Raw genomic sequence first — 24,259 nt, 5'->3', positions numbered from 1 at the left:
ACTGATTAGATAAGACTGTTTAATCAGGCCTCGGCACCATGTAACTTGGCATTAATAGTTCTCGGAAGCCAGGTCACTTTCATACCCACTTTGTAGGCAAAAGAATTTTTCATTCTGTCATATTTCCTGGCAAGATTCTCATTAGTTCTGTTAAGCTTGTTGTTTATTGTTTCCGATCTTTTCTGCTGTTCCGCAAACATTCCCATGAATAAAGGAATCATATCCCCTGACATAATTGACTTATATAACTCATACCGTTCCGGTTTATATATATATCCCTCCATATCATCAGGAGCTTCAAGTTTCTGAAAAGCCTTGTCCTTAAAATAATTGTATGAATATCTGAAGTTCTCTATATTATCTTTCCCGGTTCTGCTGGTAACAGTATGTATGTAACTTCCGAGCGCCTTATTGATGAAACTCTGCTTGATATCCTCGTAAATACCCTTTTCAACAAGGAAATCCTTTGTCTTCTCAAAAGCATCAAAAACACAGGTCGGAGATTTTTGAGGATCAGTTGTTGTAGACCCCTGCCCTTTTCTCCAGTTGACAAGATATTCCTTCAAAATACAAATTCTGTCGGCAAGTGCCATGCATGACATAGTGAAAAATGCATCATTAGCCTTTTCTATACTCTGAAATTCAATACCATTTTCTCGTACAAAGTCCACCCTGTACATCCTGTTCCACGGAACATTAGTCGTAACCACCATGATATCTTTCGGAATATCATGTCTGTTAAAGACTTCCTTCTCAGGAAATATATTGCCATGCTTATAAAGCTTAACTCCTGTATCCGTGTCGTACTTACAATGCCAGCAGATAACTATATCCGCCGCCTTTGCCTCGGCTCTGTCATACAGATTCTCAATCGCCTGAGGCTCAAAAAAGTCATCAGCATCCCAAAAGACGATGTATTTACCTTTTGCCTCCCTAAGGCCCTTATTTCTGGCCTCTCCAGCATTGGAATGCTCCTGCTCTATAAGCCTTATTCTCTTATCCTTTTTGATATGCTTGTTTATCTTTTTTACGGTACTATCAGTGGAACCATCATCCACCACGATAACTTCAATATCCTTAAAGGTCTGATTGGTGATTGAATCAAGGCATTGGTCGATAAAATCATCCGTGTTATACGACGGAACTACAACCGTAACCTCTGTTTTCCCTGAACTTTTGCGATATTTTGAAATATCTGTACCGAAGAACTCTCTTATTACCTTGTAGGTCGCATTGCCATCACAGGATTCCATGAATCTCTTTCTGAATGCACGAACCTTCTCTTTATCGAATCTCTCATCAACATGCTTGATGTAGTCGATCATCTCCTCGTTTGTTGAAACGACCGGTCCCGGAGTAAGCTCATCATAATCGTAATAGAAACCTCTCCAGTCAAAATACTCATCAAGATCGTAAGCAAAGAAAATCATAGGTCTCTCAAACAACGAGTACTCAAATACAAGAGATGAATAATCCGAGATACAAATATCGGATACGCAGATCAGGTCTTCTATGGAAAGTGAATCAGTCACGTCAAAGGCAAAATCTGCATACTCAGAAGGAATCTTCGGTCTGTCGTGAGTAATCGGATGATGCTTGAAAAACAACACATATTCATCGTGGAAATTCTCATAAAACTTTGCAATATCAAGCTCACTGGGAGAAAATGCCCATTTGGTTCTTCCCCTAAAAGTAGGGGCATAAAGAAGAATCTTTTTTCCTTCACTGGCAGGAACTGCCTTTTTAACATTTTCTCTTGCCTGTGCAATAAATTTCGGATCGTAGAACACATCTGTACGGCTAAGTCCCAGGGGCTTTACACAATCGGGTGTGTCCTCTTTTCCCATAGCCTCTACATAAGCCCAAACAACCTCAGGACTGCTGACGGTAACAAGGTCATAGTCGGGATGGGCCGGATATTTTCTTGCATTCTTGGGAGTATCTCCGAAAATCTTATCTCCCGTGCTTCTTCCGAACTTCTTGAAGGCTCCGCAACCATGCCAGGTGTTCATGATATGCTGACCTTCTCTTTTTTTCAGGCCTCCGATGATATCGGAACCCTCATTGTAGATAATGTACTTGGAAGTAGCCGCATCCTTAAGGAATGAGAAAATACGTCCGTATTTATCCGTTCCTCTTGCGAACCCCTGTCTGATGTGATGAACATGTATATCCAGGTCATATTTGGATGTCAGTTCATCGTATATGAGCTGAAAATTATTTGATAAATGCGGAAGTCTCAGCTCAAGAAAAGTAACTTTATCTTCTTTGATCGGCTTGAAAGAACAAATCCAATAATAGAATTTGAACATTACTTTTCTTGTTGTGAATCTGAAAACATTGCGATAAATTTTGTTAAAAATGTTCATTGTCCTATTTCCTTTAGGTATTTCTTGTTAAGTGCCTCAGGGCAATTCTTCTTTAAAATGTTAACAGCAGCGGAAATAGCGGAAGATTTCTCACCCTCCTCAAGGATTGACTGAAGTCTTGCAGCTTCCTTATTGCTCTCCGCCTCAAGCTTGGCCTGCATTTTAATGCCGTATGAGCACGCCATATCAATTATGTCCTGTTTATTCTTAGGAAGCACCTTTGTCTCAAGAAACTCCTCGTAAGCATCCAGATATAAATCCTTTTCATCGGTAAATGCTATCTGATTGCCATGATCAAGCCATAAAATCTTATTGCATAATTCGCGTACCTGACTAACGGAGTGTGATACCAGAATTCCTGTTACATCAGACTCAAGAATTTCAAGCATCTTCTCTTTACTCTTTTTTCTGAACGCGCCATCACCTACGCTAAGGACCTCATCGAGGATAATAATTTCAGGTTGGCACTGACTCGCAATAGCAAAAGCGAGACGGCTCTTCATTCCACTTGAAAGCTGCTTGAATGTATAATTCTCAAACTTCTCCAATTCCGCAAACTTGATGATGTCCTCATATCTGTCATCAATATATTTCTTGGTATACCCAAGCATCGCACCTCTAAGGTACGTATTTTCCTTTATTGTCATCTCCGGATCAAATCCGCTTGCCAACTCCAGAAATGCGGCAATCCTTCCCTTGGTCTTAACCTGACCCTCGGCAGGTTTCATAATACCGGTTATAGCCTTAAGTATTGTACTCTTGCCCGCACCGTTGGTACCGATAATACCAAGCATATCGCCCTTCTCAAGCTCAAAGGTGACATTTTTATCCGCATAAAATTCCTTGACGGTATAATTACCGGTAATATGTCTTATAACAAATTCCTTAAGACCTATCGCCTTAAAATCACCGGTTTTATATATAACGCTCACGTTATCGCACTTAACAACTGCCATTTCCAATCTCCAAATGAAAACTATCTAAATCAAACAAACACTTTTGTATCATAAGTAGTAGATAAACTCGTTGTTGTACTTCTTATATACCCATGTCCCTATAGCCAGATAAAAAAGTGCGTAGAACAGACACAATCCATGATATGCAGCCGACGGAATAGTCATATCAATTACTATAGTTCTGAAGTATTTGATCATGACATAAACCGGATTTAATAAAAACAACTGCTGCTTAAAGGGATCCTTGAATCTGTCAACTCTGTAGAATATAGCTGACAAATATGTTAACAGTGTCAAGAATACATCATATAAGTACTTGATATCCCTAAAGAAAACATAAAGAGCCGAAAGTATCATTCCTATCCCAATATTCATGATTGTCAGGCAGATAATAGGAAATATCAAAAGCACCATTCTCGGTCCGAACTGAATATTATCAAGAAAACAGAAGAAGAAGTAAACCACCAGCGTCAATGAGAAATTGACAAGCGCAGATACATTCTTCGATAACAAAAACAGATATTTGGGAAGATTTATCTTTTCAATAATCTTAGAATTCTTCATAAGAGAATCCATACCGTTTTTGGTTGCTTCCTTGTAAAATGCCATAACAAGGTTACCGCTGAAAAGGTATGTTGTATAATGCGGTGTGTTTCTGCCGAAAAAGGCTGTAAACACTACCTTCATAACAAGAAGTGTAAGGAGCGGTGAAAGCACGCTCCATGCCATTCCAAGGGATGTTCTCTTATATTTCTGTGAAAAATCCCTCTTTACAAGTTCACTGAACAAAAACTTGTATTCTTCTATTCTGTTGCTCCATTTGCGAATCAATTTACTTTCCATTTCTTTGCCTTTATCACACTTTCTTAATTCAGGTATTTGCCGATCTGTTCTTTCTGTACTTCTCAATATCAGCCCCGAAAAACTCCCTCACTATCCTCTCTGTGGCATGTCCGTCACAGGCACTCATAAAACGCTCTCTAAAGCCTCTAATCTTCTTCCTGTATGGCGACTCATCATCAAAGGATGTAGTCAATTCACGGACTGCCTTCACCAGTTCCTCGTTTGTCTTACAAATCGGTCCCGGTGCGAGATCCTCATAATCATAATAAAATCCCCTGTTGTCAAAATACTTCTCCAGGTCGAAGGCAAAAAATACCATCGGCTTCTCAAAAAGAGAGTATTCATATACAAGAGACGAATAATCAGAAATACATATATCAGCAGTACAAATAACGTCTTCTATAGTTAAAAGCTCGGTAACATCTATTGCAAACTCCGAATATTCCTTCGGGATTTCAGCCCTTTTGTGAGTAATCGGATGGTTTTTTATAAGTAATACGTAGTCCTCACTAAAGTTTTTGTAAAAAAGTCCAATATCAAGCTCATCGGGCCCATACGCTGTTTTAGTCTGTCCTCTGAAGGTCGGAGCATATAATATCACTTTCTTTCCTTTTGCCAAAGGTACCTTCGAATACAGCTTATCATAGGCCTTGTTGATATATTCCCTGTCAAAAAAGACATCCGTCCTGCTCACCCCTATAGGTTTGATGCAGGCTTTATTGTTCTCTTTTCCCATGGCCTCGGCATATGCCCAGATAATCTCCGGACTGCTCACCGTCACCATGTCATAATCGGGGTGTCCGGGATACAGCGTAGCCTCAATTCCCGAATCTCCGAATTCCTTATCCCTGGTGCTAAGACCGAATTTTTTAAAAGCGCCGCATGCATGCCAGGTGCTTAGCATGTGCGCATTTTTTCTTTTTCTCATCAGACCGAAAATATCGGCCGCTTCATTAAAGATAATATATTTGGCAGTAGCCGCATCCTTCAAAAAGGAGAACATATTGGCGTACTTCCTGGCGTTGCCCTCAAAGCCCTGTCTTATAAAATGTGTTCTGAGATCAAGCTCGTAGTCGGACTCAAGGCATTTATATAGTTCCTTGAAGCTATTTGATAGCTTAGGAAGCCTTAGTTCGACGAATACCACCTTATCATCCTTAATAGGTTTTAATGTGTTTAAATTATAATAAATCGGAAAAACTATTTTCCTTGTTATAAATCTGAGAACTTTCTTCAAGGTCGATTTAAAATTAGCCATCAACCGCCGGTCCCTTTCATATAATTCGTAATTCTGGATGAAAGACTACTTATATTTATGCGTTTATATAATTAATAGCCTTGTTATTGTATCAATATTTCTTTTATAAGACAAGTCAGCAGAAATTGTGTGCAAAAACAGCAAAGTTCAATTATAATATTTCGTGAATAATTAAAACACAGGTGATTTATTTCTATGTCTAATACTTCCGGATATGTAAACAAAATTAGGAAAACGATCGACAGTATGACGGCCGGTATAGTGCGAAGAGGTCAGGGCATACGACTCGAGCGTACCATCAGGAATATGGAATTCGAGGTACCTGATCCTCATTCCGTTTCCATAGCACTTGTTTTTCTGCCGGGATCAGACATTTCTGAAAAAGCTATATCTCGTATATCCCAGCGACTTTCAAATAATTACGAATATAAAATTATTACCTTTGCAGAAAAGGATACTGATTTCAGAACTATCAATGCCCGGATTATTGAAGCTGATCCGGATTATGTTCTTTTCCTTAATAACATCTATTCCGTTTCCAGGAACTTTGACAGTGTGCTGTTATCAACACTTTATAAGTTCTCTGATATCGGGATAGTCGGAGCACTTACCTACTATTCGAAAAAATCCGGAAGAACCCGTTCCAATCTGGTAAAACAGGTGGGATTGTCAACTCAAAAGCGTTTTGAAAAAGACGGTATCACGCCATATTACACCCTGCGTCAGAAAAGGAATGAGCAGATTCTATGGCGCAAAAGCACGGAACTTTTTGAAGAAATCCCATCTACCGATCTGCTTTTTATGAGTTTTGACAAATTCAGGGAGTTTAAGGGGATTTTTGAACTCTACGAAAGCGCATCTTTAAAATATCCTCTTTCCGACCTCTGCCTGCTTAGCATAGCATCCGGTTGCAGAAACTATTTAAATACCAGCTGCGTCGCTTCTATAAATACAAAAGAGAAAAATAAGGCCGCCAGAGTTCATAATCGCAACGTTTTCAGAGGCAGGTGGTACAGATATTTGTCCTCACGCGAGCAGCCTTCTTTTGCAGCACTTGACGGTGACAGCATTGATATATGCGGTGCCATGCCGGCAAATGACTCCGCCAAATTCTGGGGAGACTATCACTATGCTCTTGCACTTAAGAAATCGTTTGAAAAGCTCGGCTTTAAGGTAAATGTGCTCTCTAAAGAACACTGGTATGACAACACTGATTCAAAGTATGTTTTGGTTCTTCGCGGCGTTAAGCCATATTACAGAAGCGCTGTTGCCGATGGTCGAATCGTTATGTTCTGGGCAATATCACACCCTGCAGACATAAAACCTGCAGAGCTTTCGCAGGCAAGCCATGTTTTCTTTGCCTCAAAGAAGATGCAGGAGATATTCGGGCCAAAGATCAGCACCTATTCTTCGGTTTTACCACAGTGTACCGACCAGAATGTTATGTCCGCCTCCGGTGCCTGTGCAATGAGTCCTGAACTTCTCTTTGTCGGAAACAGTCGCCATGTATACCGAAGAATACTACAGGATCTTCTTCCCACAGAGCATGAGCTTAAGGTCTTTGGCCGTCACTGGGAAGATTTCCCGCTTGTCTACAAGCATGTGGTTTCCGAGTACATCGATAATGCCAAAGTAGCTTCGGCTTATCACAATGCCGCTATCCTTCTTAATGATCACTGGGATGATATGCTCGAATACGGCATCATTTCAAACAGGATATTTGATGCGCTCTGCGCCGGTGCCTTCGTGATAAGTGATGATGTTCCGGGAATACACGAACTATTGGGAGATGCAGTAGTTACCTACACCGACAAAAATGATCTTAAGGATAAAATCGATTTCTATGTCACCCATCCCAAAGAGCGCAACGAGATAGCTTCGAAGGGTCAGTCTCTCGTTCTTAATAAGCATACCTTTGATGAGAGAGTAGTAGACATTATAAAAGTAATGAGCCAGACGAAAGTCTGACTCATTTTTTTATAAGTTTTTTAGTTCTTTTTATTGCAATGTTCTAAGCGCATCGATCGTTCTGATCAATCCGGCTTTCATATCATACTCGGCTCTCCAACCAAGTTCTTTTAACTTTGATGAATCAAGCATTGCCTTGGTGGCTTTGGAATAACCTGCTGCCTCAGTAGCATCCGGAAGTTCGAAAATAACCTCTGTTCCCGCATATTCAGCAATAACGTTTGCCATATCCTTAAGAGTGATGTCTGATGCCGGGTCAGCAATGTTGTAGGCCTCTCCGCATTTTCCGTAGAAGAGACAGAACAATAAACCTGTCACAGCGTCCTCAACGTAGCTATAGGAGTAAAGCTGATTCCCCTCGGATTTAAGAATAATATTTTCTTTATCGACACCCTTTTTTATGAACTGTGATATTGCCTTAGTATCCGTCTTTAGCATCGAGGGACCGTAGGTTCTTGAAAGTCTCGGAATTACTACATCCAGGCCTTTCTGCTTAATGTATGCCTGACAAAGGGCCTCACCTGCTCTTTTACTCTCCGGATAGCCTGCTCTCAAGGTATTACAGTCGATGTATCCAAGGTACTCCTCAGCAAATTTCTCGGTATCGCCTCGATTTTCACCGTAAATCTCAACAGATGACGCAAAGACAAAACGCTCAGCCTCATTATCTGCTGCATAATCAAGCATATTTCGAAGTCCTATGATATTGGTAATTATGGTTCCGATAGGATCGGTAGAATACTGAAGCGGATGTGTATTGCTTGCAAGATGAAGGACAAAGTCCGCCTTCTGTGAAAGGAACTCATCGCTGAGGTCATCATTTACATCCTGTTCAATAGCCTTGAAAAGATCCGTATCTCCCTGAAGGCCGAAGCGGTCGTAGATTCTCTCTTTACTTCTGCCAAGGGCTATTATTTTTGTTTTGCTGCCTTTTTCTTTGTTTCTATAGGCCAGTACATCAATCAGAAAGCTTCCGATAAGTCCTGTTGCTCCGGAAAGCAGAACTGTTTTACCGGAGAGCTTCTCCCAGGGAAGTTCCAGGTTTGCTGCGTGTTTTATGTCTTCTTTATAAAGTTCGTTGTCTAGTAGTTTCATGTGTATCCTCTGTTATTTCAGCCAGTTATCTTTATCGGATTTGATATATGCCTTGAACATCTCAAGATCATCCTTGGTTGTAAGCTTGATGTTCTTGTCAGAACCCGCTGCAAAATACAGTTTTTCACCAAGATCAACCATCATTGTGTTGGTGTAGGCGCTGCCCTTTATTCCAATCTCTTTCTCGAAAGCCTCATGATAAGCCCAGTCGAGTTTGCCGAACTTATATGCCTGAGGTGTTGATACACGCCTCAAGGTCTCTCTGGGAATATATTTCTTTGTCGTACCCTCTTCCTCATCATTAACCACAAAAATCTGCTCATTATAAGGAAGTGAGGTGACTGCATTTCCGTGCTTTTTGCAGACAACAATGACATCTGAAAGAACCATCTCATCAACCAGCGGTCTGATTCCGTCATGAATAATGATAATATCATCGTCCTCAGCTTTTCCCTCAAGGTTGAATACGCCGTTTCTGATGGATTCCTGTCCGCTTTCGCCGCCGGTAACAATCCACTTAAGCTTAGTTATATTGAACTGCTTGGCATAGGCCCATACCATATCCTGCCATCCGTCTATGCATACCAGTTCAATCGCATCTATCTGAGGGTGTTTCTGAAATCCCTCAAGTGTATATATCAGCACCGGCTTGTCATATACATTTATAAACTGCTTAGGAATGTCCTGCTGCATTCTATGACCGGATCCGCCTGCGATAATAATTGCTATGTTTGCCATTTTCTATCTCTCCCTTTATTCTCCAAAATCAAGTTCTACCGCGGAATGTATTTCCCTGTCTTCAATCGGCGGAATTTCCATGTATCCCGGGCCGTAGAGAATCTCCATATATCTCTCCGTCCCCTTTGGAATACGAACCTTCATGCCTTCAAAAACAGACTCCCGGGATTCACACATATCCTCCCGTCTGTACATCTCACCAAAATAGTGTTTTCTTCCACTCGGTATGCACACCAGCTTGGAATCATCCTCGCCACAATAAGAATACCAATAAAAAACCCGTCTCGCAACTTTATCAAGGCTTCGCCATTTAAAGAGTCTGCCGATTTTCATCTTCTTTATAAAAGCATTCTTTAGTACTTCGTTCACCGAAAGATAAGGCTCCAGGGCGCTCCAATCCTGGGCTGTTTTCCTACAGGTCAGAATGTATCCCATCATGAGGCAGAATGTTCCGTGAAGTTTACGCTTAATCGGATCATCAAAGGTATTTTCCAGAACAAATATATCTATGAATATTCCGGTATCTTCCATCGTTAGCTCATTAAAAGCCTTGTAAACGGTGCCCTTTTTCTTTATCTGAACATGGCTCATTCCATACCCTCTGCCAAATTCAGGTCCGCAAAGAACATATCTGTCTCCGAGCTTTTCATCAAAAATTCGTTTTAAATGCTCGAAATCCTTCCGCGGCATGTTGATATCTATATCATCATCCCAGGGGATAAACCCTCCATGTCTGATTGCTCCCAGAACCGAGCCTCCGCTCAGAGTATAGAAAATGTTCTCTTCTTCAAAAACTTCTATAAAATCCTTGAGCATTGACAGCAGAGTCTTCTGCAGCTTTTTCAATTGTATGTCACTTAATTCAAAAGTGCCGGGTGCTCCGCGAAAACCGGTTTTAAAAAAGTGCCTTCTGTCATCCGCACCTATGGTCTTTTTTTGCATATTTTGAAATTCCCAATCCGTACTCGCATTTCCTTGGAAAACAATGTGCTCAAACAAAGAGAAGATCACCTGTGAAAAGCGATCCTCTTTGGTTTTCCGTTTCACTATATACTTATTGTTTTTATCTCAGAAACTGTGACCGTATTTTTTATGAAACAACTTTGCTGCAAGGAAAGCTCCGCCCTTTTTAAGCCAGTTGACTGTCTCAATATGTACGCAGGGAAGCTCCTGTATCTGATATCGCGGTATAACTCCCGACGTAATCTGGTAATCGAGCCACACGTTAAATATCAGTTCTGCGATTCTGCCGATATATCTTCCCTGATAGGCTCCGAGATTTTCCTCCGGATATCTTTTCTCAACCTCGGGAAGAATGGCGAACAACCACTCACAGTATCTGTCCAGCACATCCTTGCGCATGATCATCATGTTAAACATATGCCCGGAGGTCTGTGTCATTACTCTCTCAAATGACTCCATATACTCCGGAAAGAGATCCTTTATCACCTTTCCCGTCTCATCCAGCTGCTCCACATAATGTGTGTGCGCATAATGCGACTGAAGTGTCTCTATATAATATCTTCTTTTCTTCGGGACAATAATACAGCTCTTTTCCAGAAGCCTCTTAACTTCCTCGCCACCTATGATTCTGTTGAACGGATCATCCTCACCTCTTGATTCCGGTGACGCAAAATATCTTCTGTAATGGACAAGCCCTATATAATCTGCCTTAAGATTCTTCCACGCCCAATAAAGTCCGGTCAGCTCACAATAACTGCTGTTTTTCTCGGAAATATTGTCGCCCGTATTGTCCTTCATATACGGAGTATTTGCAGCCTTCTTCATGGCAGCGCCTACCTGTATAGGCAAGTAAACAGGATCGTCAGGCATTCTGTATTTTTTTGTCGTCGCGATTATAATCTTGATATCGGGCATTCGCCTGTACCTTTTCCTTCAATCAATATCTAAATGCTTATTTTACCGCACTTTGCCGTCTTTGTCCACGAGCACCCACCCCGGCCAATATTCATGCATCAGTTCCGGAGTCACTGGTTGGTTATTACGCATTACAAGAGTTCTTACAGGTATTTTGTCTTTTCTTCGGTTGAGTCTTGCTCCCCAGAAAGAAAATGTGGAATTAGCACAGATATTTCCCCTGCAGTGACTCATAAGCTGAATATCCAGAAGAGAATACTTCCCTGTGTTATGGTCTACTATCGTATATCTACCAGGATCGGCATACTTTTCTCTGGCATATTCCGGATCGTTCGTAAAAATATAGAAATGCGTGTCAGGATCAATTGCTTTAAAATATTCCATCGCACTGTCATAGTACGCATCTGTAGCTATATTTCCAAAAAGCGCCGCATTCTCCGGATCAAGGTAATCACCTCTTCTTATGTGAACACTTACGCTGGGAACCATTTCCATCTCATTCATAAGATTCATATTTTTAATATTAATCTCTTCATCAGGATGTGTGGGGAATACGAAAAGCTCCTGCAACTCACCCATAATATCGTCATAGTATTTCTGGCAGGCAAAATAACCCTCGATATACTTATCCTTTAATTCGAATATTTCCGGATGATACATGCAGCTCTCGGTAAATCGACTTCCCATTCCGGGAACAAGCTTCTCCACCACCTTCCTTGCCACACTTCTGTCCGTAAATCTTGCCCGCTCACTTTCGCTGCATACAGGAAGTGGCAATCCGGTAAAGTACTCAAGCTCAAGCTTTCTCTTTGCCAGAACCCCACTCTGCTTATCCTCATCAAACCATTTTGTATCGAGTTTTATATTCCTATCAGCACCGGCTTTGAGCAGCTTTCTATACATGGCGTATTGCTGCATCTGATTTCCGAGACCGCCTGCTATCTGTATAATCAGCATTATCTGACAAGCTCCTTTATATAACGCACGTTATCAGCAGCTCTGCTACTATACTCCGGCATTATTTCACTTAGTTTTTTTCTGATATTATCTTCGTTCTCGACTATGAATTTAAAGGCCTCTACAAGATCCGTCTCTGTTTGTAGCTTCTGTACGGGTACCACATAGTTTTCTTCCGTCCCGAAGAGGTCTCTTGCTATTCCCCTTGATTTTACCGAATATCCGAGTACCAGTGTAGGTACGCAGGTAGAATAAGCCGCAATGGTGGAATGTGTCCTTGCACCTATGAAAAATCTGCAGGCGCTGATTATTCCCTTAAGTTTCTGAGCAGACGCATCCTCTGCAAGGATAACCCTTCCGGTATCTTTGAACTCCTCATAGAGCTCTTTAAGCGGTTTTCTGTCATCATTGCTGCTCCAAACCACATGAGGAATAAGAGCTACTTTTGCTCCGTCCATTTCAGATAACACATGTTTTATTAAATTCCTGTAGTTTTCCATGGTTATTCCGGGGCGGGATTCTTTACCCTGAACCATCGGGCTGACATTAAGGCCTATCGTATTGCCTTCCTCAAAGCCTTCGGGAAGAGTTCCCTTTTCCACCGGAAGCATAAATGCAGGGTCCGGACATAGCTTAACCTTTTCTTCCGGTATTCCGCCCTCTATCATCCCCTCATAAGAAATTGATTCCCTTACCGTTATGAGATCAAATTTCATCAGGTCGTCCTTTAGCCCCAAAACTGTATCGGGTTCTATCGAACATCCCATGAGCACTGACTGCATTCCCTTTTCCAGGAAGGCTTCGTGTGCAAGCTTAAGATCATTAACCATCTCGGGGTAGCAGTAATTATCTCCACCAATGGACACAGCTATTGGTCTTATATAATCTCCTGCTGTCTTAAGCACATTTTTAAACTGATAACGCCAAAAAGATACTGCATCACCCGTTATTTTTCTATAGACATAATACATAACATGAGGTATAAAATCCTCAGCTATATGTTTTTCCTCAATTATGCTGCACTCACCACCGGATACCCTTGCTCCGAGCCCGTAGCGCATGTCCTGCTCCCTGTTATTGGTAACAATAATAGGAGCTATCCCCTTTTTACCCTCATTTACCTTATTCAAAGCAAAAAGTGTGGCATCCGCTATGGCTTCGCAGCCGTGGTTGCCGCTTCCGGCGTGCATATAAAAAATCAGTTGTCTGTCCATCAGTCCCTCATCCGTATAATCAATTTTCTTCCCAAATGTCAGGATCCACACCGGTTACTGTTTTAAAGCCATAATAATTTGCTATAAGTTCATTAATCCAGTATCTGTCATCATCAATGTCACCGGCGACATCACTTTCGTAAGCAGCTGTATATTTGTTCTCAAACTGAGGATAAAGCATTGTAACCGTTACATTCTCTTCGCCCTTTGCTGCCATTTCCTCAAGGTATTCGTACCTTTCACGCTCCACTCTGTATATCCATACAAGCTTTGCGCCGCATTCTATATAGGTAAATACCATATAGACCAGCATCGCTCCCACAATTCCAAGTTTAAGGGTCTTAAAAATCACATATCTTGCCGACTCCGGGTCAGGCATGCCGGGATCAATATTCGCATAACCCTGAACCAGCGCAACCGTAAGGAATATTCCCGGAGCAAAGAAAACTCTCTCCTGCGGCGTTGCAGTGAGCACCAGGCAATAGGACGTTGCGAAGAATATGAATGTAAACAGAAACATCTCTTTCATATCCTCAAACTTTTTACCCTGAACCCACAGGAATATAAAAAGAATAACCAGTGCAATTAAAAGCAGCATGAATTCTTCCTTAAGAGTAGTTGTAATGTTAAGGAACCTTATAGGTATCGCCGAAAGTCCTTCATGCTTTTCCTCCATATACTGCATTCTGATCCTGTTGCCGGGAGCAAACAGCATAAGGGCAAATCCTGTGATCGTACCGATAACTGCAGATATTGTCCATACGAAGACCTTCTTGTAATAGCATATGAGAATTATCATTAAAAGGAGGAGTCCTCCGCTCGTATTCTCATTACACCATCCGGCAAATAATCCCAAAACAAAGAAACCTAAGGTTAATTTTAAACCGGTAGCATTCTCCCCCGACATACTTCTTCTGTAGGTCTTTCGAAATGCCGTTACCATAGCCATAACTATTGCTGTTGTAAAAAGATAGTTGCAGGCACCGTCTTCCCAAAGTACTGTCTGACCGAAAGACACGCCAAAAATCCAGACAAGAAGTACTCCCAACAAATAATTCTTAACGTTATATCGTATTTTGCTGTCGATATTCAGATAAATCAGCACAGTGAGTAGCGTGAACACACCTGCAGCTATGATATTGAAGAATGTTCTGCCTCCAAGAGTATGCATATCGATAAACATAATGGCTCTCAGCATAAAATGTGCGACGCTTCGGCCAATCCAGGTCATATACTGGTTATATTCCTGCGCAAAAAGGTCGAAGAAACTCCCTGCCCTGCTAACCTCCCTGCTATATGGAAGGTCATCCATAAGCATCGGAGTCAGCGACTCATAGATAAAGATTGTCACAAAGCACAATATTACTGAGAATATAAACAGTCTTTTTCTGGTGTTTTCCTCTTTAATCATCTTTTCTTCCATTGTCCGTAAAGTTTCATATAAAGGTCAGGGCTTACCGAAAACAGAACTGTCTTGACCTTATAGCCTGATGAAAGTGCTCTGAAGGCTCCCGGAACCGCTTTCGCTGCAGTGATCATCCCTTTAGCCCTACCTATCACTTCCTCCCTCATGGCAAGAATCATAGCCCTACCACTATTTTCGCTCATATTGAGGATTTTAGCAAATTTTCCTACAACCAAAAGTGCAGCCATTATCTTGATCACGGAGAGCCTTCTGACAGACTCTAAGGACACACCGGGATTCATGCTCTCCATAAGCTTGTCAGCCCGCTCCCAGCAGGTAATCTGATCCAGATAGGAAGGCGTAAAACGCTTCAGCATAGCCCCGTCGTCGTTGTAATTATAGTGATATCCGCCGCCTTCAATAGCTCTGATACCGGGCCTGTCTCCGATACCTATCAGGAATTCCATAAGAAAGAGCATATCCTCTCCTATGGTAAGTCCCTCAGGGAATCGAATCTCACGTCCTCCCACTGTCAGAGCCTCTCTACTGAAAAGCTTGCCCCATACATGGGTATCTTCACATAAGAGGCCGTCCTCAAGATACCTTCGTCCGGTAATAATATCATCTGTTACCATTTTACCATCCATAATAACAAGAGATATTCTATCTTCGGATGCAGTATCATCGCCTCCTGTTACAGCCACCAGCAGATTATCAAAATATGTATCCTCCACGCTGTCATCAGCATCAACAAAAGCGATATACCTTCCGCAGGAATTCTCAAGTCCGATATTCCTAGCTTTTGATACACCGCCGTTTTTTACATGAATGGTTTTTATAAAATTATACTCTGATGAGAGTCTGTCACAGATCTCACCTGTTTTGTCAGTTGATCCGTCATCAACTATAACAACCTCAAAGAGGCTGCTGTCTGCATCATTTGCTATACCAAAAAAGGCTCTGACAGTATCTGATACCACCTGATTGCACACTGACTTCACACAGTTCTCTATAAGCTCCTGTGCATTATAAGCAGGTATAATGACGCTGATAAGTGGTCCGCCCCCGTTAGTACTCATAAGAATGCCCCCGCCGTTACTCTGTCAAAGCTCCTGATTATCACCCTTATCAGAAGAACCACCGGTGCAATCGGGTGTTTCATTCCAAAATAAAGAAGCTTATTGGATTTCTCCGATACAGTAACGGGTGTATTTTTTATAATGCCCCTGATGGGCTCTGTATCAAAAATTTCTCTTACGCGCCCGGTTACTCCGGGAATATCTGCCCTGAGCAAATTTTTCATAACAAAGAACAGGAGTCTCACATATTCTCTGTCCATCTGTTCTTTCCCGTTGGATACGCCCTTGTCCTTCATAATTCCGGAAAAGGTATCGTAATCCTGCCTGATATTATCAAGCAGCCGCTCGTCATACCCATGCGCCATAGAAGTACCGATTGTTCTATAGTGATAGAAGAATCCATCATGAATTACAAGTCTATCTACATCGAGAAGGCACGGAAGCATTATATTTACGTCTTCCGCCATACGGATATCATAATTTAAATATTTCATGTTATTTAAAATAAGATCCCTTGTTATAAGCTTCATGCATCTGGACATAATAACCGGTCTGTTCTCTTCTCCAAGAAGCTTTGTCCTTACTTCTCGAAGTTCTGCCCCGGAATATGTACCAACAGGCATTCCATTGGACGCTTTACGCTTCTCGTTCTTTTTCTCAATAATATAATTACTACTGATGATCTCAGTAACGCCCTCATTTGGCTTAGCAAATTCAAGAAGCGATTCAACCATGTCCGTATCTACCCAGTCATCGCCGTCGATAAACATGACATAATGACCGGTAGCTTCCTTGACACCTGCACTCCACGCAGACACCAGTCCGCCGTTTTTCTTATGAATAACGCGGATTCTCTCATCCTTTGCGGCATAATCATCGCACATGACTTCACTTCCATCACTTGCTCCGTCATCTACGAGAATTATCTCTATGTCGCGGTAGGTCTGGTTTATAACACTTTCAATACAGTCCTTAAAGTATTCCTTTATGTTATAGACAGGAATAATGACACTGACTAATTTTTCCGGCATACAACACCCTCGTTAATGTGCGCCTCTTCCAAAAAGTACAACACCGACAGTCTTAATAAGAATCCTCAGGTCAAGTCCCAGTGACCAGTTGTCTATATACTGAAGATCAAGCTTAACTACATCATCAAAATCTTCTATATCGCTTCGTCCACTGACCTGCCAAAGGCCTGTAAGTCCGGGCGTCATACTGATTCTTCTACGATAATACTGGTTGTACTGATTGAACTCATCTTCGGTCGGAGGCCTTGTTCCCACAAGGCTCATATCGCCCTTGAATATGTTCCAGAACTGCGGAAGCTCATCGATACTTGTCTTTCTGATAAAAGCACCCACCTTGGTAATTCTGGGGTCGTCCTTCATCTTGAACATAAGACCGTTCATTTCATTCTGTGCTTCCAGCTTCTTCTTAACCTCCTCGGCATCTGTTCTCATGCTTCGGAATTTATAAATCTTGAATCTACGTCCGTTTCTTCCGATTCTGATCTGTGAGAAGAAGATCGGACCGGGATCATCAATGAAAATTGCAAGCGCAACAAAAGGTGTAACAACTGCGGTTATCAGAAGTCCCACAAAGGCTCCCACAATATCCATAAGGCGCTTGATCATGAGCGCTCTGTATCTCTCTGTTCCGTGAATATATGAAATAACTGAATAGGTTCCGATATTGCCAACCGAAGTACTTCCTGCAATATTGGGAAGTTCTACACAGTAGTGAACGGTCACACCCATATCACCAAAGGCAGCTATAGTCTCATTGAGTGCCTTCTGGCTGATATTCGGAGTGTAGATAAATATCTCATCAACAGCAAGAGAGGTTACCACATCGATAAGGTTCTCTCTGTTAGCGATAATATTGACACCCCTTATCTCGTCGCCTTCCATATCCTCATCAAGGCAGACTGCACCTTCTATTGAATAATTGAACTCAAGTCTGTGCTGAAGATGTCTGATGGTAGGCATCATGATCTCTTTTTCGGAAACAACAAGAAGCTTTATTGCCGCATCACCGCTCTGCCAGTACTGCTTCAGTATAAGCTTCACAATCTGATGAAGCGCAAGCATAAGTACCGAATTGATAATGATGAAATACAGCATAACAAGTCGGGAAAACGGCTGTGCCAACTGGAGAGCATAGGCGATGGCAATTGTTCCGAGAATAAGAACAAACTCGAATTTAAATACCACTGTACCCTCTTTCCATACTGTACGCTTTAGAAAGCCCCTGCTGGAATCTATGGCAAAGGTATAGATTGTACATACCAGTACCATAACGATACATACATAGAAGTGCAGCGCCTTATCCTCCATGTCCCTGAAATTCAGGAAACGGATATAAGTAGCAAGCACAAAAGAAACAACTATGGATACAATATCAACTATCCATAGTATGTAATTGATCAGATACTTTGTTTTTCCCTGCACGATTTTCCTCCCATATATCGCCTAGAAGATATACACCGGCTATGGGAAGCAGATAATTCCTTCCTATAAACGAAGAAACAAAACTAGCTTCAACCAGAGTAAATAAGCTGACAGAGATTATCATTATCATCACCCCGTAATCCCTGTTTAGATATAAGCGATATATTAAATATAAAATAACAAGTAAGATCAGTATCGCCGGTATGATTCCATACCAGTAAAATAACCTTACCCACCCCATATCAAAAAAAGCATTACCGCTAAATTTGTCACCGAAAAGACTCCAGGTCTGAAGCGCCCCCTTGTGAGGCTTTGTGTCATAATACAATGACTGTATACGTCCTGTAAGAATCCGGTCAAGCTTGTAATAAAACGGATACTTCTTCTTTCTGGCATATTTGCTGATCGCTGCTGCCCAAACCGAAAAAGCCACGCAGGCACCGATAACCACTGCCCCTGACACATAGAGTATCTTTGTGTCCTTCAGTGGCCCAAACTGATAAACAATAAATGCCAGAACTATGGTAAAAACTGTAAGCGCCGTGCCCGTTCTTGATCCGGTAATATAATACAAAAGCACATTAAGGACAAGCGCAATTGCCATTATAACATTTCTTTTGAACTTAGCAAATTCCCTTATCAGATAAATCAAAAGAACAGTTATCGAAAAAATCACACTCTGCAGCGTGTTTGGATGACCGAAGCCAAAAGCATATCTAACCTCGGAGCCGGCATCACGCCCGAAATCCTGGGCTATTTTCACGTCTCCGGCAATGCCCAGAACCGATGCGGCTGCAATGATAAGGCTTCCCACCACAGTCACCCCAAAGATATAGCGAAGCATAATTTTGAGGTCAGCATCCTTGCAGGCTATAACAAATAATGAAAATCGAAGAAGATCATTATTCCCTGTAATTTTATAGCTCACCACGCTTATTGCAACCGTTATAGCGATAATAACCCATTGTTTAAACGAATATTTCGTAAGAAGCACCGCTGCAACCGTCAGAACAAAGCTAACGCGAAAGATCATCTTCGGACTGGAAAGCGGCAGCGTGCTTCTCTCATAGATCATAAGAAGAAGCTCTATGGTCAGTGCCGCATATAAACATATATTACGTAGCTTTATGATAAACGATCTTTCCATCAAGACTGGTCTCCACGATCTTTTCATCGCTAACCTCATAGATCATGTCGCACTTTTCAATGGTGTTAAGTCTATGGGCGATTATTATCATTGTCTTCTTGCCGTGGAAGCTGTTAATAGCCTCCATAACTGCTGCCTCTGTCTCATTATCGAGAGCACTTGTAGCCTCGTCAAACACAAGGATCTCAGGATTGTGATACAGCGCTCTTGCGATACCTATACGCTGCCTCTGTCCGCCTGAAAGTCTCACACCTCTGTCACCTATCTTGGTATCAAGTCCCTCGGGCAGAGATTTAATAAACTCAGAAAGCTGTGCTTCCTCGCAGACCTTCCAGATTCTCTCCTCATCTATTTCCTCAGCATCAATACCGAAGGCAATGTTGTCTCTTATAGATTCATCAATAAGGTAAATACTCTGTGGAATATATCCTATCTGAGCAAGCCAAGACTCGTAATTACTGAAAATATTCTGTCCGTCACAGAGTATCTCACCCTTCTGTGCATGCAAAAGTCCGAGAAGTATATCCACAACAGTGGACTTTCCTGCTCCGGAGGAACCCATGATACCAACAGACTTTCCTTTAGGTATCACCATATCCGCTCCGGTGAAAATATTCTTGTCGGAATCGGGATAAGCAAAGGTAATTCCCTTAAGCTCAATCTTGTCATTAAGAGAAAGCGCAGGTCCTGCTATGGCGCTTCTCTCAGCAGCCATCTTCTTATCTGCCTTCATGGACTCGGTAAGATTATTAAACACAAAGTCCAGGGCAGGCATTTCATAAGCAATCTCTGTTACATAAGTATTTATGCGTGTAGCGCTGGGAATGAGCCTGACCGCAGCAACAGCAAATACGGTAAGATGAGCCGCCAAAACCTTTGTATCTCCACCGTTTGATATAAACCAGATCATAAATCCGAAAATTGAAACCATAAACACTGTCTCAATAAGGGATCTCGGCGTATTATTCAGGAATGTATATCTTATGTCCGTATCTGCACCAATCTTACCGGACTCATAATAATTTCTGATAAAGAAGTCCTCTCGGTTCAGCACCTTAACTTCCTTTAAGCCATAGATTGCCTGGATTCGCCACTTGGCAATTCTTGATGCAATAGTCTGATTTTTTCTTCCTATGTCATTCATCCTGGGCTTTAAGACTCTGGTAATGATCATAGTCATACCACCAAGCACTACGATGATAAGAAGTGCCATTTTCCAGTTTTTATAAATAAGGAAAACACCAAGGCATGTTGAAACAACCAGCTCGGTACAAAGATTGAGCAGCGCCAGCATCAGTGAAAAGGTCTTGGGGATGTCTCCGTCAGTTATTCGAAATACAGTCGGAATATCAGCACCAAGATAATCCTCGTAAGGTCTGTTCAAAAATTCCCTCATTACGCGGGAGATCATGTCATTACGTGTCTTGGAGATGAAGCTGTTCTGAACGTATACCAATATCAGAAGATATATGTTTTTAACTATGTATATTGCGATCAGAAGTGCCAGTATCGCACATATAAGCTTGGCGTTGGTATCAAGGCCAAGAAGCTGCGGCATTTTGTTAACGATCGGAATACCCTCAATCTTTTTATATACTTCCTCGGGATCAAGAATAACCTCCGCAACAGGAGCAAGCATTCCTACTCCCAGAGTCTCGAAAAGTCCGCCGATAATTATCATGATTCCCAGAACTACCAGCATTCTCTTCTGCTTTTTATCAAAAATGTAATTTATTTTGGAAAGGAGATTAAGACTCTCGGCCTTATTCTCCTTCGGATTACTCAAACTCATAAACTATCCTTTATCGTCTATTCCTTCACCCTCAGATTTTTGTCATCCTGGAAGTATAAATATCATCCATGGGCTTGGTATTGAGCCACTTTGAGGGCACAATAACCGTCTTCTCCGGTGAATCGTTCATCCACGCACTCCACCAGCTGTAACTTGAATTGGCAAGGATGTGATGCTTGCAAAGGCTCATAAGCAGAAGATCTGCAGCATCGTCGTTTTCCTCTTTTGTGTCGACTATACGGAACTTTTTACCTGACACATTCTGTTCGCACCACTCTTTATCACTGGTGAAGACAAAGAAAATAGCATCCGGATGCTCACTGACCATGCGATCAATGGCTCTCTTGTAATAGTCATTGTCACAGATTCCGCCAAAGGTCTCCACTGTTCCGGGAAGAAGATAGTCTCCTCTTCTCACATGGATGCTGACAGACTCCGTCTCACGTATCTGTCTGTAAAGTTCCCAGCTGTCCGCCGAAGTAAACACATCATCGGGCTTAATCACAAATTCCCTGCGAAGCTGAGCGAGTACTTCTTTATCCGGGAAATATTTATCACTCTGAAAATATCCGTTGAGATATGCAGTCTCAAACTCAAATACCTTGGGATCAAAGAGTCCTGTCTCTTCAATATATTCATGTGATTTTCTGCCAAAGAGCTTTCTTCTTATTCTGCTGAAAATATCAAGATGCGAATCCGTAATATCCACAACTTCTGCATCAGAAGCCTTCGTATAAGTTATTCCGTACATTTTTTCAAGTACCGGGTCTCTCTGGGGATCATCCCTGAACCCGTATACATCATCGATTTTGACTTCTTTCCCCAATGCCTTCAGCTGAAGATAAAGGGCGTACTGAAACATCTGGTTACCCAGACCGCCCATCATTCTGATTATTATCATACTTCCCCCTGCGTCTTTTTATTATGTATTATTATCATCTAAGATAGAAATGATCGTAAGTCCAGCGATGCTCCAAAAACTTTTGCATGCGCTTTTTTTCCTTCGGGTCAGCAATCCTGCACCCGTATATTTTGTCAAAGGAATCTTTGCATTTCTCGATTTCCGCTGTTATATCCGGAAGATACTTACTTTTATCACCAAGTTTGTCACGCTTGGCCTCAGAATAGTAATCGAGAAGCTGCTTATATTTCAGATAATCCTGTGACCAGGCCAGATCTTCCCTGCCTATGCTGCACAGATAGTTCCTCGCATCCCGTAGTGACGGAAGCCACTCTGAAAAAATGCAGAAAAATCCCGCCTGTGTTCTTAGACCTTCTTTTCTGTCTATTATATAATGATAAAGCGGCGTGTCAATGAACACAGCCTCTTCCACATCTCCGAGAACCTGAAGTGTAAACAGTTTATCTTCGTAAAACATCACTCCCGGGAACCGTCTCTCTTCCAGAATGCTTCTGTGATAAAGCTTGTTCCATACCATACTTCTGACAGGAAGTTCATCTGATTCCTCAATAAGTCCGGTGATAAGTTCGTCCCTCGGAATTATCCTAAGTCTGTTTGCACGCATGTCCTCAGTAAGCTGATATCGTTTTACAGGATCCTCTTCCTTATTCTCATAATACTTACAGATAGCCAGCGGACACTGTGTCTCAAGGATTGCACTGACCATGTACTCATAAATGTATTTCTCAACATAATCATCGCCGTCAAGAAACGCAATGAAGTCTCCGAAAGCCATATCAAGCAGATAATTCCTTGCGGTTCCGGGGCCCTGATTGCTCTGATGCACCACCCTTATCCTGGAATCCTGCGTCTGATAATAGTCACAGATATTGCCGGTTCTGTCCCTGGATCCGTCATCCAGAATCAGAATATCCAGGTTGGAATACGTCTGCGCAAGTACGGACTCTATGCATCTTGAAATATACTTCTCGACATCATAGCAGGATATGGCAACCGTAACGAGAGGCTGCCTCTCCGGTTCTATTCCCTTGTAATAAAAATGGCTGATATCCTTCATAACTGCTCCGTCATTTGATCAGTGAGTTGTAATCAAACTCACTCAACAGTACGCTCTCGGCTGCCACGTATTCTATGACATTATCCTTCGTAATTCTGTCGGATACCGAGAACATGTCAGTGTTTTCATAGCCGTTCTCATATTTTATTATAGTATCCATCACCATACAATTCACATCATAATCGTAATGCGCCTGATCCCTGTATCTGTCAAGGTCAGCGGTGATGTCCGTATGAGTAGTAAAACTGTAAATATGTATGTTATCACATTCGAGCATAAGCTCTATTGCTCTCTCTTTATATATTAACAGATTATCGAGCTCTCCATCCTCCTTAACTGCTCCCCAGTATGCCATCGAATAAGGCGGGAAGAAATATAAAAATGTAGTCTCGGGGTGCTTTCTGGCAAGCGCAACGACGTTCTGCTCTATATTTTCCTCGAGCATCTTCATATCTTCATCGGATGGAAGATAATACTTTTCGGGCTCCTTAAATTTCTTTCTCCCGAGGAGAACATGGTCTTTTCCGTAAATATTTTCCCCGTCGGTAAAACTGTATTCATCAAAATTTGTATATCCGGGGTTTTTCCCCTGAAAATATCCAAGTATGGCAGGTATTGTATATCTTACGATTACATCCTTATTCAAAAGATATTTCACATCATCCCAGATAATATCGTTTGTAAGCCAGTAGGGATATTCACCCATATCATCTCTTAGCTCATCCTTGTCTCTTACAAGAAGCGTGTAGTCAAGAGGCCTTAAAACATAACGCGGGTTATGTCCGCTCCTATAAGCCACCTCCAGGTTGTCATTTATCTCCTTATAGGTAGCTCCCGAATAGGGCACCTTTATGGTCTTAAAGCCAAGTCCCTCTTCCAACTGCGATGCCTTGAAATTCTCTGCCATTGAGGTCCCGGTTATTATGGCGTCGTAGTCGAAGTGCTTTGTTATACCATCGTTTTGCGATCTCTCATCATAAAGCTTATAGAAGAATTTGGGATTCGGTGCTCTGTAATGGAAAAACGGGTCCACAAAAAACACCAGTCCCGCTATCAGGATCAGTGAAACCACAGACAATATTAAGATGGAGAAAAACCATTTTTTGCTTTTCATAACAAAGTTCTGCT

At 41.8% G+C, this 24,259-nt stretch carries 20 protein-coding genes; 1 reads left to right on the top strand and 19 read right to left on the bottom strand.

Annotated features, from left to right (window positions below):
* Positions 1–23 precede the first annotated feature (23 nt).
* From G630_RS23700 to G630_RS21855, 4 genes are read right to left on the bottom strand one after another with little or no spacing between them, the layout of a single operon-like run.
* Entirely contained in the window at positions 24–2,369 is a 2,346-nt protein-coding gene (locus tag G630_RS23700) for a CDP-glycerol glycerophosphotransferase family protein (protein WP_049946208.1), read from the bottom strand.
* Positions 2,366–3,325, bottom strand: coding sequence for an ABC transporter ATP-binding protein (locus tag G630_RS21860; RefSeq protein ID WP_081667933.1), 960 nt, complete (start codon positions 3,323–3,325; stop codon positions 2,366–2,368). Before G630_RS21860 ends, G630_RS23700 begins: the two co-directional genes overlap by 4 nt.
* Positions 3,326–3,373: 48 nt before the next feature.
* The gene (locus tag G630_RS0113080) at positions 3,374–4,168 is read right to left on the bottom strand and encodes an ABC transporter permease (RefSeq protein WP_044959324.1); all 795 of its coding nucleotides are present in this window, start codon (positions 4,166–4,168) and stop codon (positions 3,374–3,376) included.
* A 28-nt stretch (positions 4,169–4,196) separates the two neighbouring features.
* On the bottom strand, positions 4,197–5,426 hold the full coding sequence (locus G630_RS21855) for a CDP-glycerol glycerophosphotransferase family protein (protein WP_044959312.1): 1,230 nt from the start codon (positions 5,424–5,426) through the stop codon (positions 4,197–4,199).
* 195 nt (positions 5,427–5,621) lie between these two features.
* On the opposite strand from G630_RS21855, the gene G630_RS0113070 reads away from it, so the two are divergent.
* Entirely contained in the window at positions 5,622–7,394 is a 1,773-nt protein-coding gene (locus G630_RS0113070) for a CgeB family protein (protein WP_044959310.1), read from the top strand.
* 30 nt (positions 7,395–7,424) lie between these two features.
* Here the strand turns inward: G630_RS0113070 and G630_RS0113065 are convergent, their stop codons facing one another.
* The 15 genes from G630_RS0113065 to G630_RS21835 all read right to left on the bottom strand — a co-directional run bounded on the left by G630_RS0113065 (position 7,425) and on the right by G630_RS21835 (position 24,245).
* Positions 7,425–8,489 (bottom strand): NAD-dependent epimerase/dehydratase family protein, encoded by a 1,065-nt coding sequence (locus G630_RS0113065; RefSeq protein WP_026498838.1) that lies wholly within the window; start codon positions 8,487–8,489, stop codon positions 7,425–7,427.
* A 12-nt stretch (positions 8,490–8,501) separates the two neighbouring features.
* A complete protein-coding gene (locus G630_RS0113060; RefSeq protein ID WP_026498837.1) occupies positions 8,502–9,227 on the bottom strand; it encodes an IspD/TarI family cytidylyltransferase in 726 nt (241 codons plus the stop codon).
* A 15-nt stretch (positions 9,228–9,242) separates the two neighbouring features.
* Positions 9,243–10,169 carry a LicD family protein gene (locus G630_RS21850; protein ID WP_049946207.1) on the bottom strand — a complete coding sequence of 309 codons (927 nt, stop codon included), beginning with the start codon at positions 10,167–10,169 and terminating at the stop codon, positions 9,243–9,245.
* Between the two features lie 126 nt (positions 10,170–10,295).
* On the bottom strand, positions 10,296–11,105 hold the full coding sequence (locus tag G630_RS0113050) for a DUF4422 domain-containing protein (protein WP_022762291.1): 810 nt from the start codon (positions 11,103–11,105) through the stop codon (positions 10,296–10,298).
* Positions 11,106–11,147: 42 nt separating this feature from the next.
* The gene (locus tag G630_RS0113045) at positions 11,148–12,062 is read right to left on the bottom strand and encodes an alpha-1,2-fucosyltransferase (protein WP_022762290.1); all 915 of its coding nucleotides are present in this window, start codon (positions 12,060–12,062) and stop codon (positions 11,148–11,150) included.
* On the bottom strand, positions 12,062–13,276 hold the full coding sequence (locus G630_RS0113040) for a polysaccharide pyruvyl transferase family protein (RefSeq protein ID WP_022762289.1): 1,215 nt from the start codon (positions 13,274–13,276) through the stop codon (positions 12,062–12,064). The genes G630_RS0113045 and G630_RS0113040 overlap by 1 nt, the downstream gene beginning before the upstream one ends.
* A gap of 19 nt (positions 13,277–13,295) precedes the next feature.
* Complete coding sequence (locus G630_RS0113035; RefSeq protein WP_022762288.1) at positions 13,296–14,687, bottom strand: DUF3329 domain-containing protein; 1,392 nt, start codon at positions 14,685–14,687, stop codon at positions 13,296–13,298.
* Entirely contained in the window at positions 14,684–15,760 is a 1,077-nt protein-coding gene (locus G630_RS23695; RefSeq protein WP_022762287.1) for a glycosyltransferase family 2 protein, read from the bottom strand. The genes G630_RS0113035 and G630_RS23695 overlap by 4 nt, the downstream gene beginning before the upstream one ends.
* Positions 15,757–16,791, bottom strand: coding sequence for a glycosyltransferase family 2 protein (locus G630_RS23690; RefSeq protein ID WP_022762286.1), 1,035 nt, complete (start codon positions 16,789–16,791; stop codon positions 15,757–15,759). Before G630_RS23690 ends, G630_RS23695 begins: the two co-directional genes overlap by 4 nt.
* A 12-nt stretch (positions 16,792–16,803) precedes the next feature.
* The gene (locus G630_RS0113020; RefSeq protein ID WP_022762285.1) at positions 16,804–18,213 is read right to left on the bottom strand and encodes a sugar transferase; all 1,410 of its coding nucleotides are present in this window, start codon (positions 18,211–18,213) and stop codon (positions 16,804–16,806) included.
* Positions 18,164–19,360 (bottom strand): hypothetical protein, encoded by a 1,197-nt coding sequence (locus G630_RS0113015; RefSeq protein ID WP_026498835.1) that lies wholly within the window; start codon positions 19,358–19,360, stop codon positions 18,164–18,166. The genes G630_RS0113020 and G630_RS0113015 overlap by 50 nt, the downstream gene beginning before the upstream one ends.
* Complete coding sequence (locus G630_RS0113010) at positions 19,329–21,146, bottom strand: ABC transporter ATP-binding protein (protein WP_026498834.1); 1,818 nt, start codon at positions 21,144–21,146, stop codon at positions 19,329–19,331. Before G630_RS0113010 ends, G630_RS0113015 begins: the two co-directional genes overlap by 32 nt.
* 37 nt (positions 21,147–21,183) lie before the next feature.
* Positions 21,184–22,053: an alpha-1,2-fucosyltransferase gene (locus G630_RS0113005; RefSeq protein WP_022762282.1), complete on the bottom strand. Its 870-nt coding sequence runs from the start codon at positions 22,051–22,053 to the stop codon at positions 21,184–21,186.
* Positions 22,054–22,087: 34 nt separating this feature from the next.
* Positions 22,088–23,131 (bottom strand): glycosyltransferase family 2 protein, encoded by a 1,044-nt coding sequence (locus G630_RS0113000; protein WP_026498832.1) that lies wholly within the window; start codon positions 23,129–23,131, stop codon positions 22,088–22,090.
* 10 nt (positions 23,132–23,141) lie between these two features.
* Positions 23,142–24,245, bottom strand: coding sequence for a hypothetical protein (locus G630_RS21835; RefSeq protein WP_049946206.1), 1,104 nt, complete (start codon positions 24,243–24,245; stop codon positions 23,142–23,144).
* Between the last annotated feature and the right edge of the window lie 14 nt (positions 24,246–24,259).

Origin of the sequence: Butyrivibrio sp. WCD2001 (assembly GCF_000424485.1) — a bacterium.
Lineage (GTDB): Bacteria > Bacillota > Clostridia > Lachnospirales > Lachnospiraceae > Butyrivibrio.
This window is presented reverse-complemented; position numbering and strand designations above follow the sequence as displayed.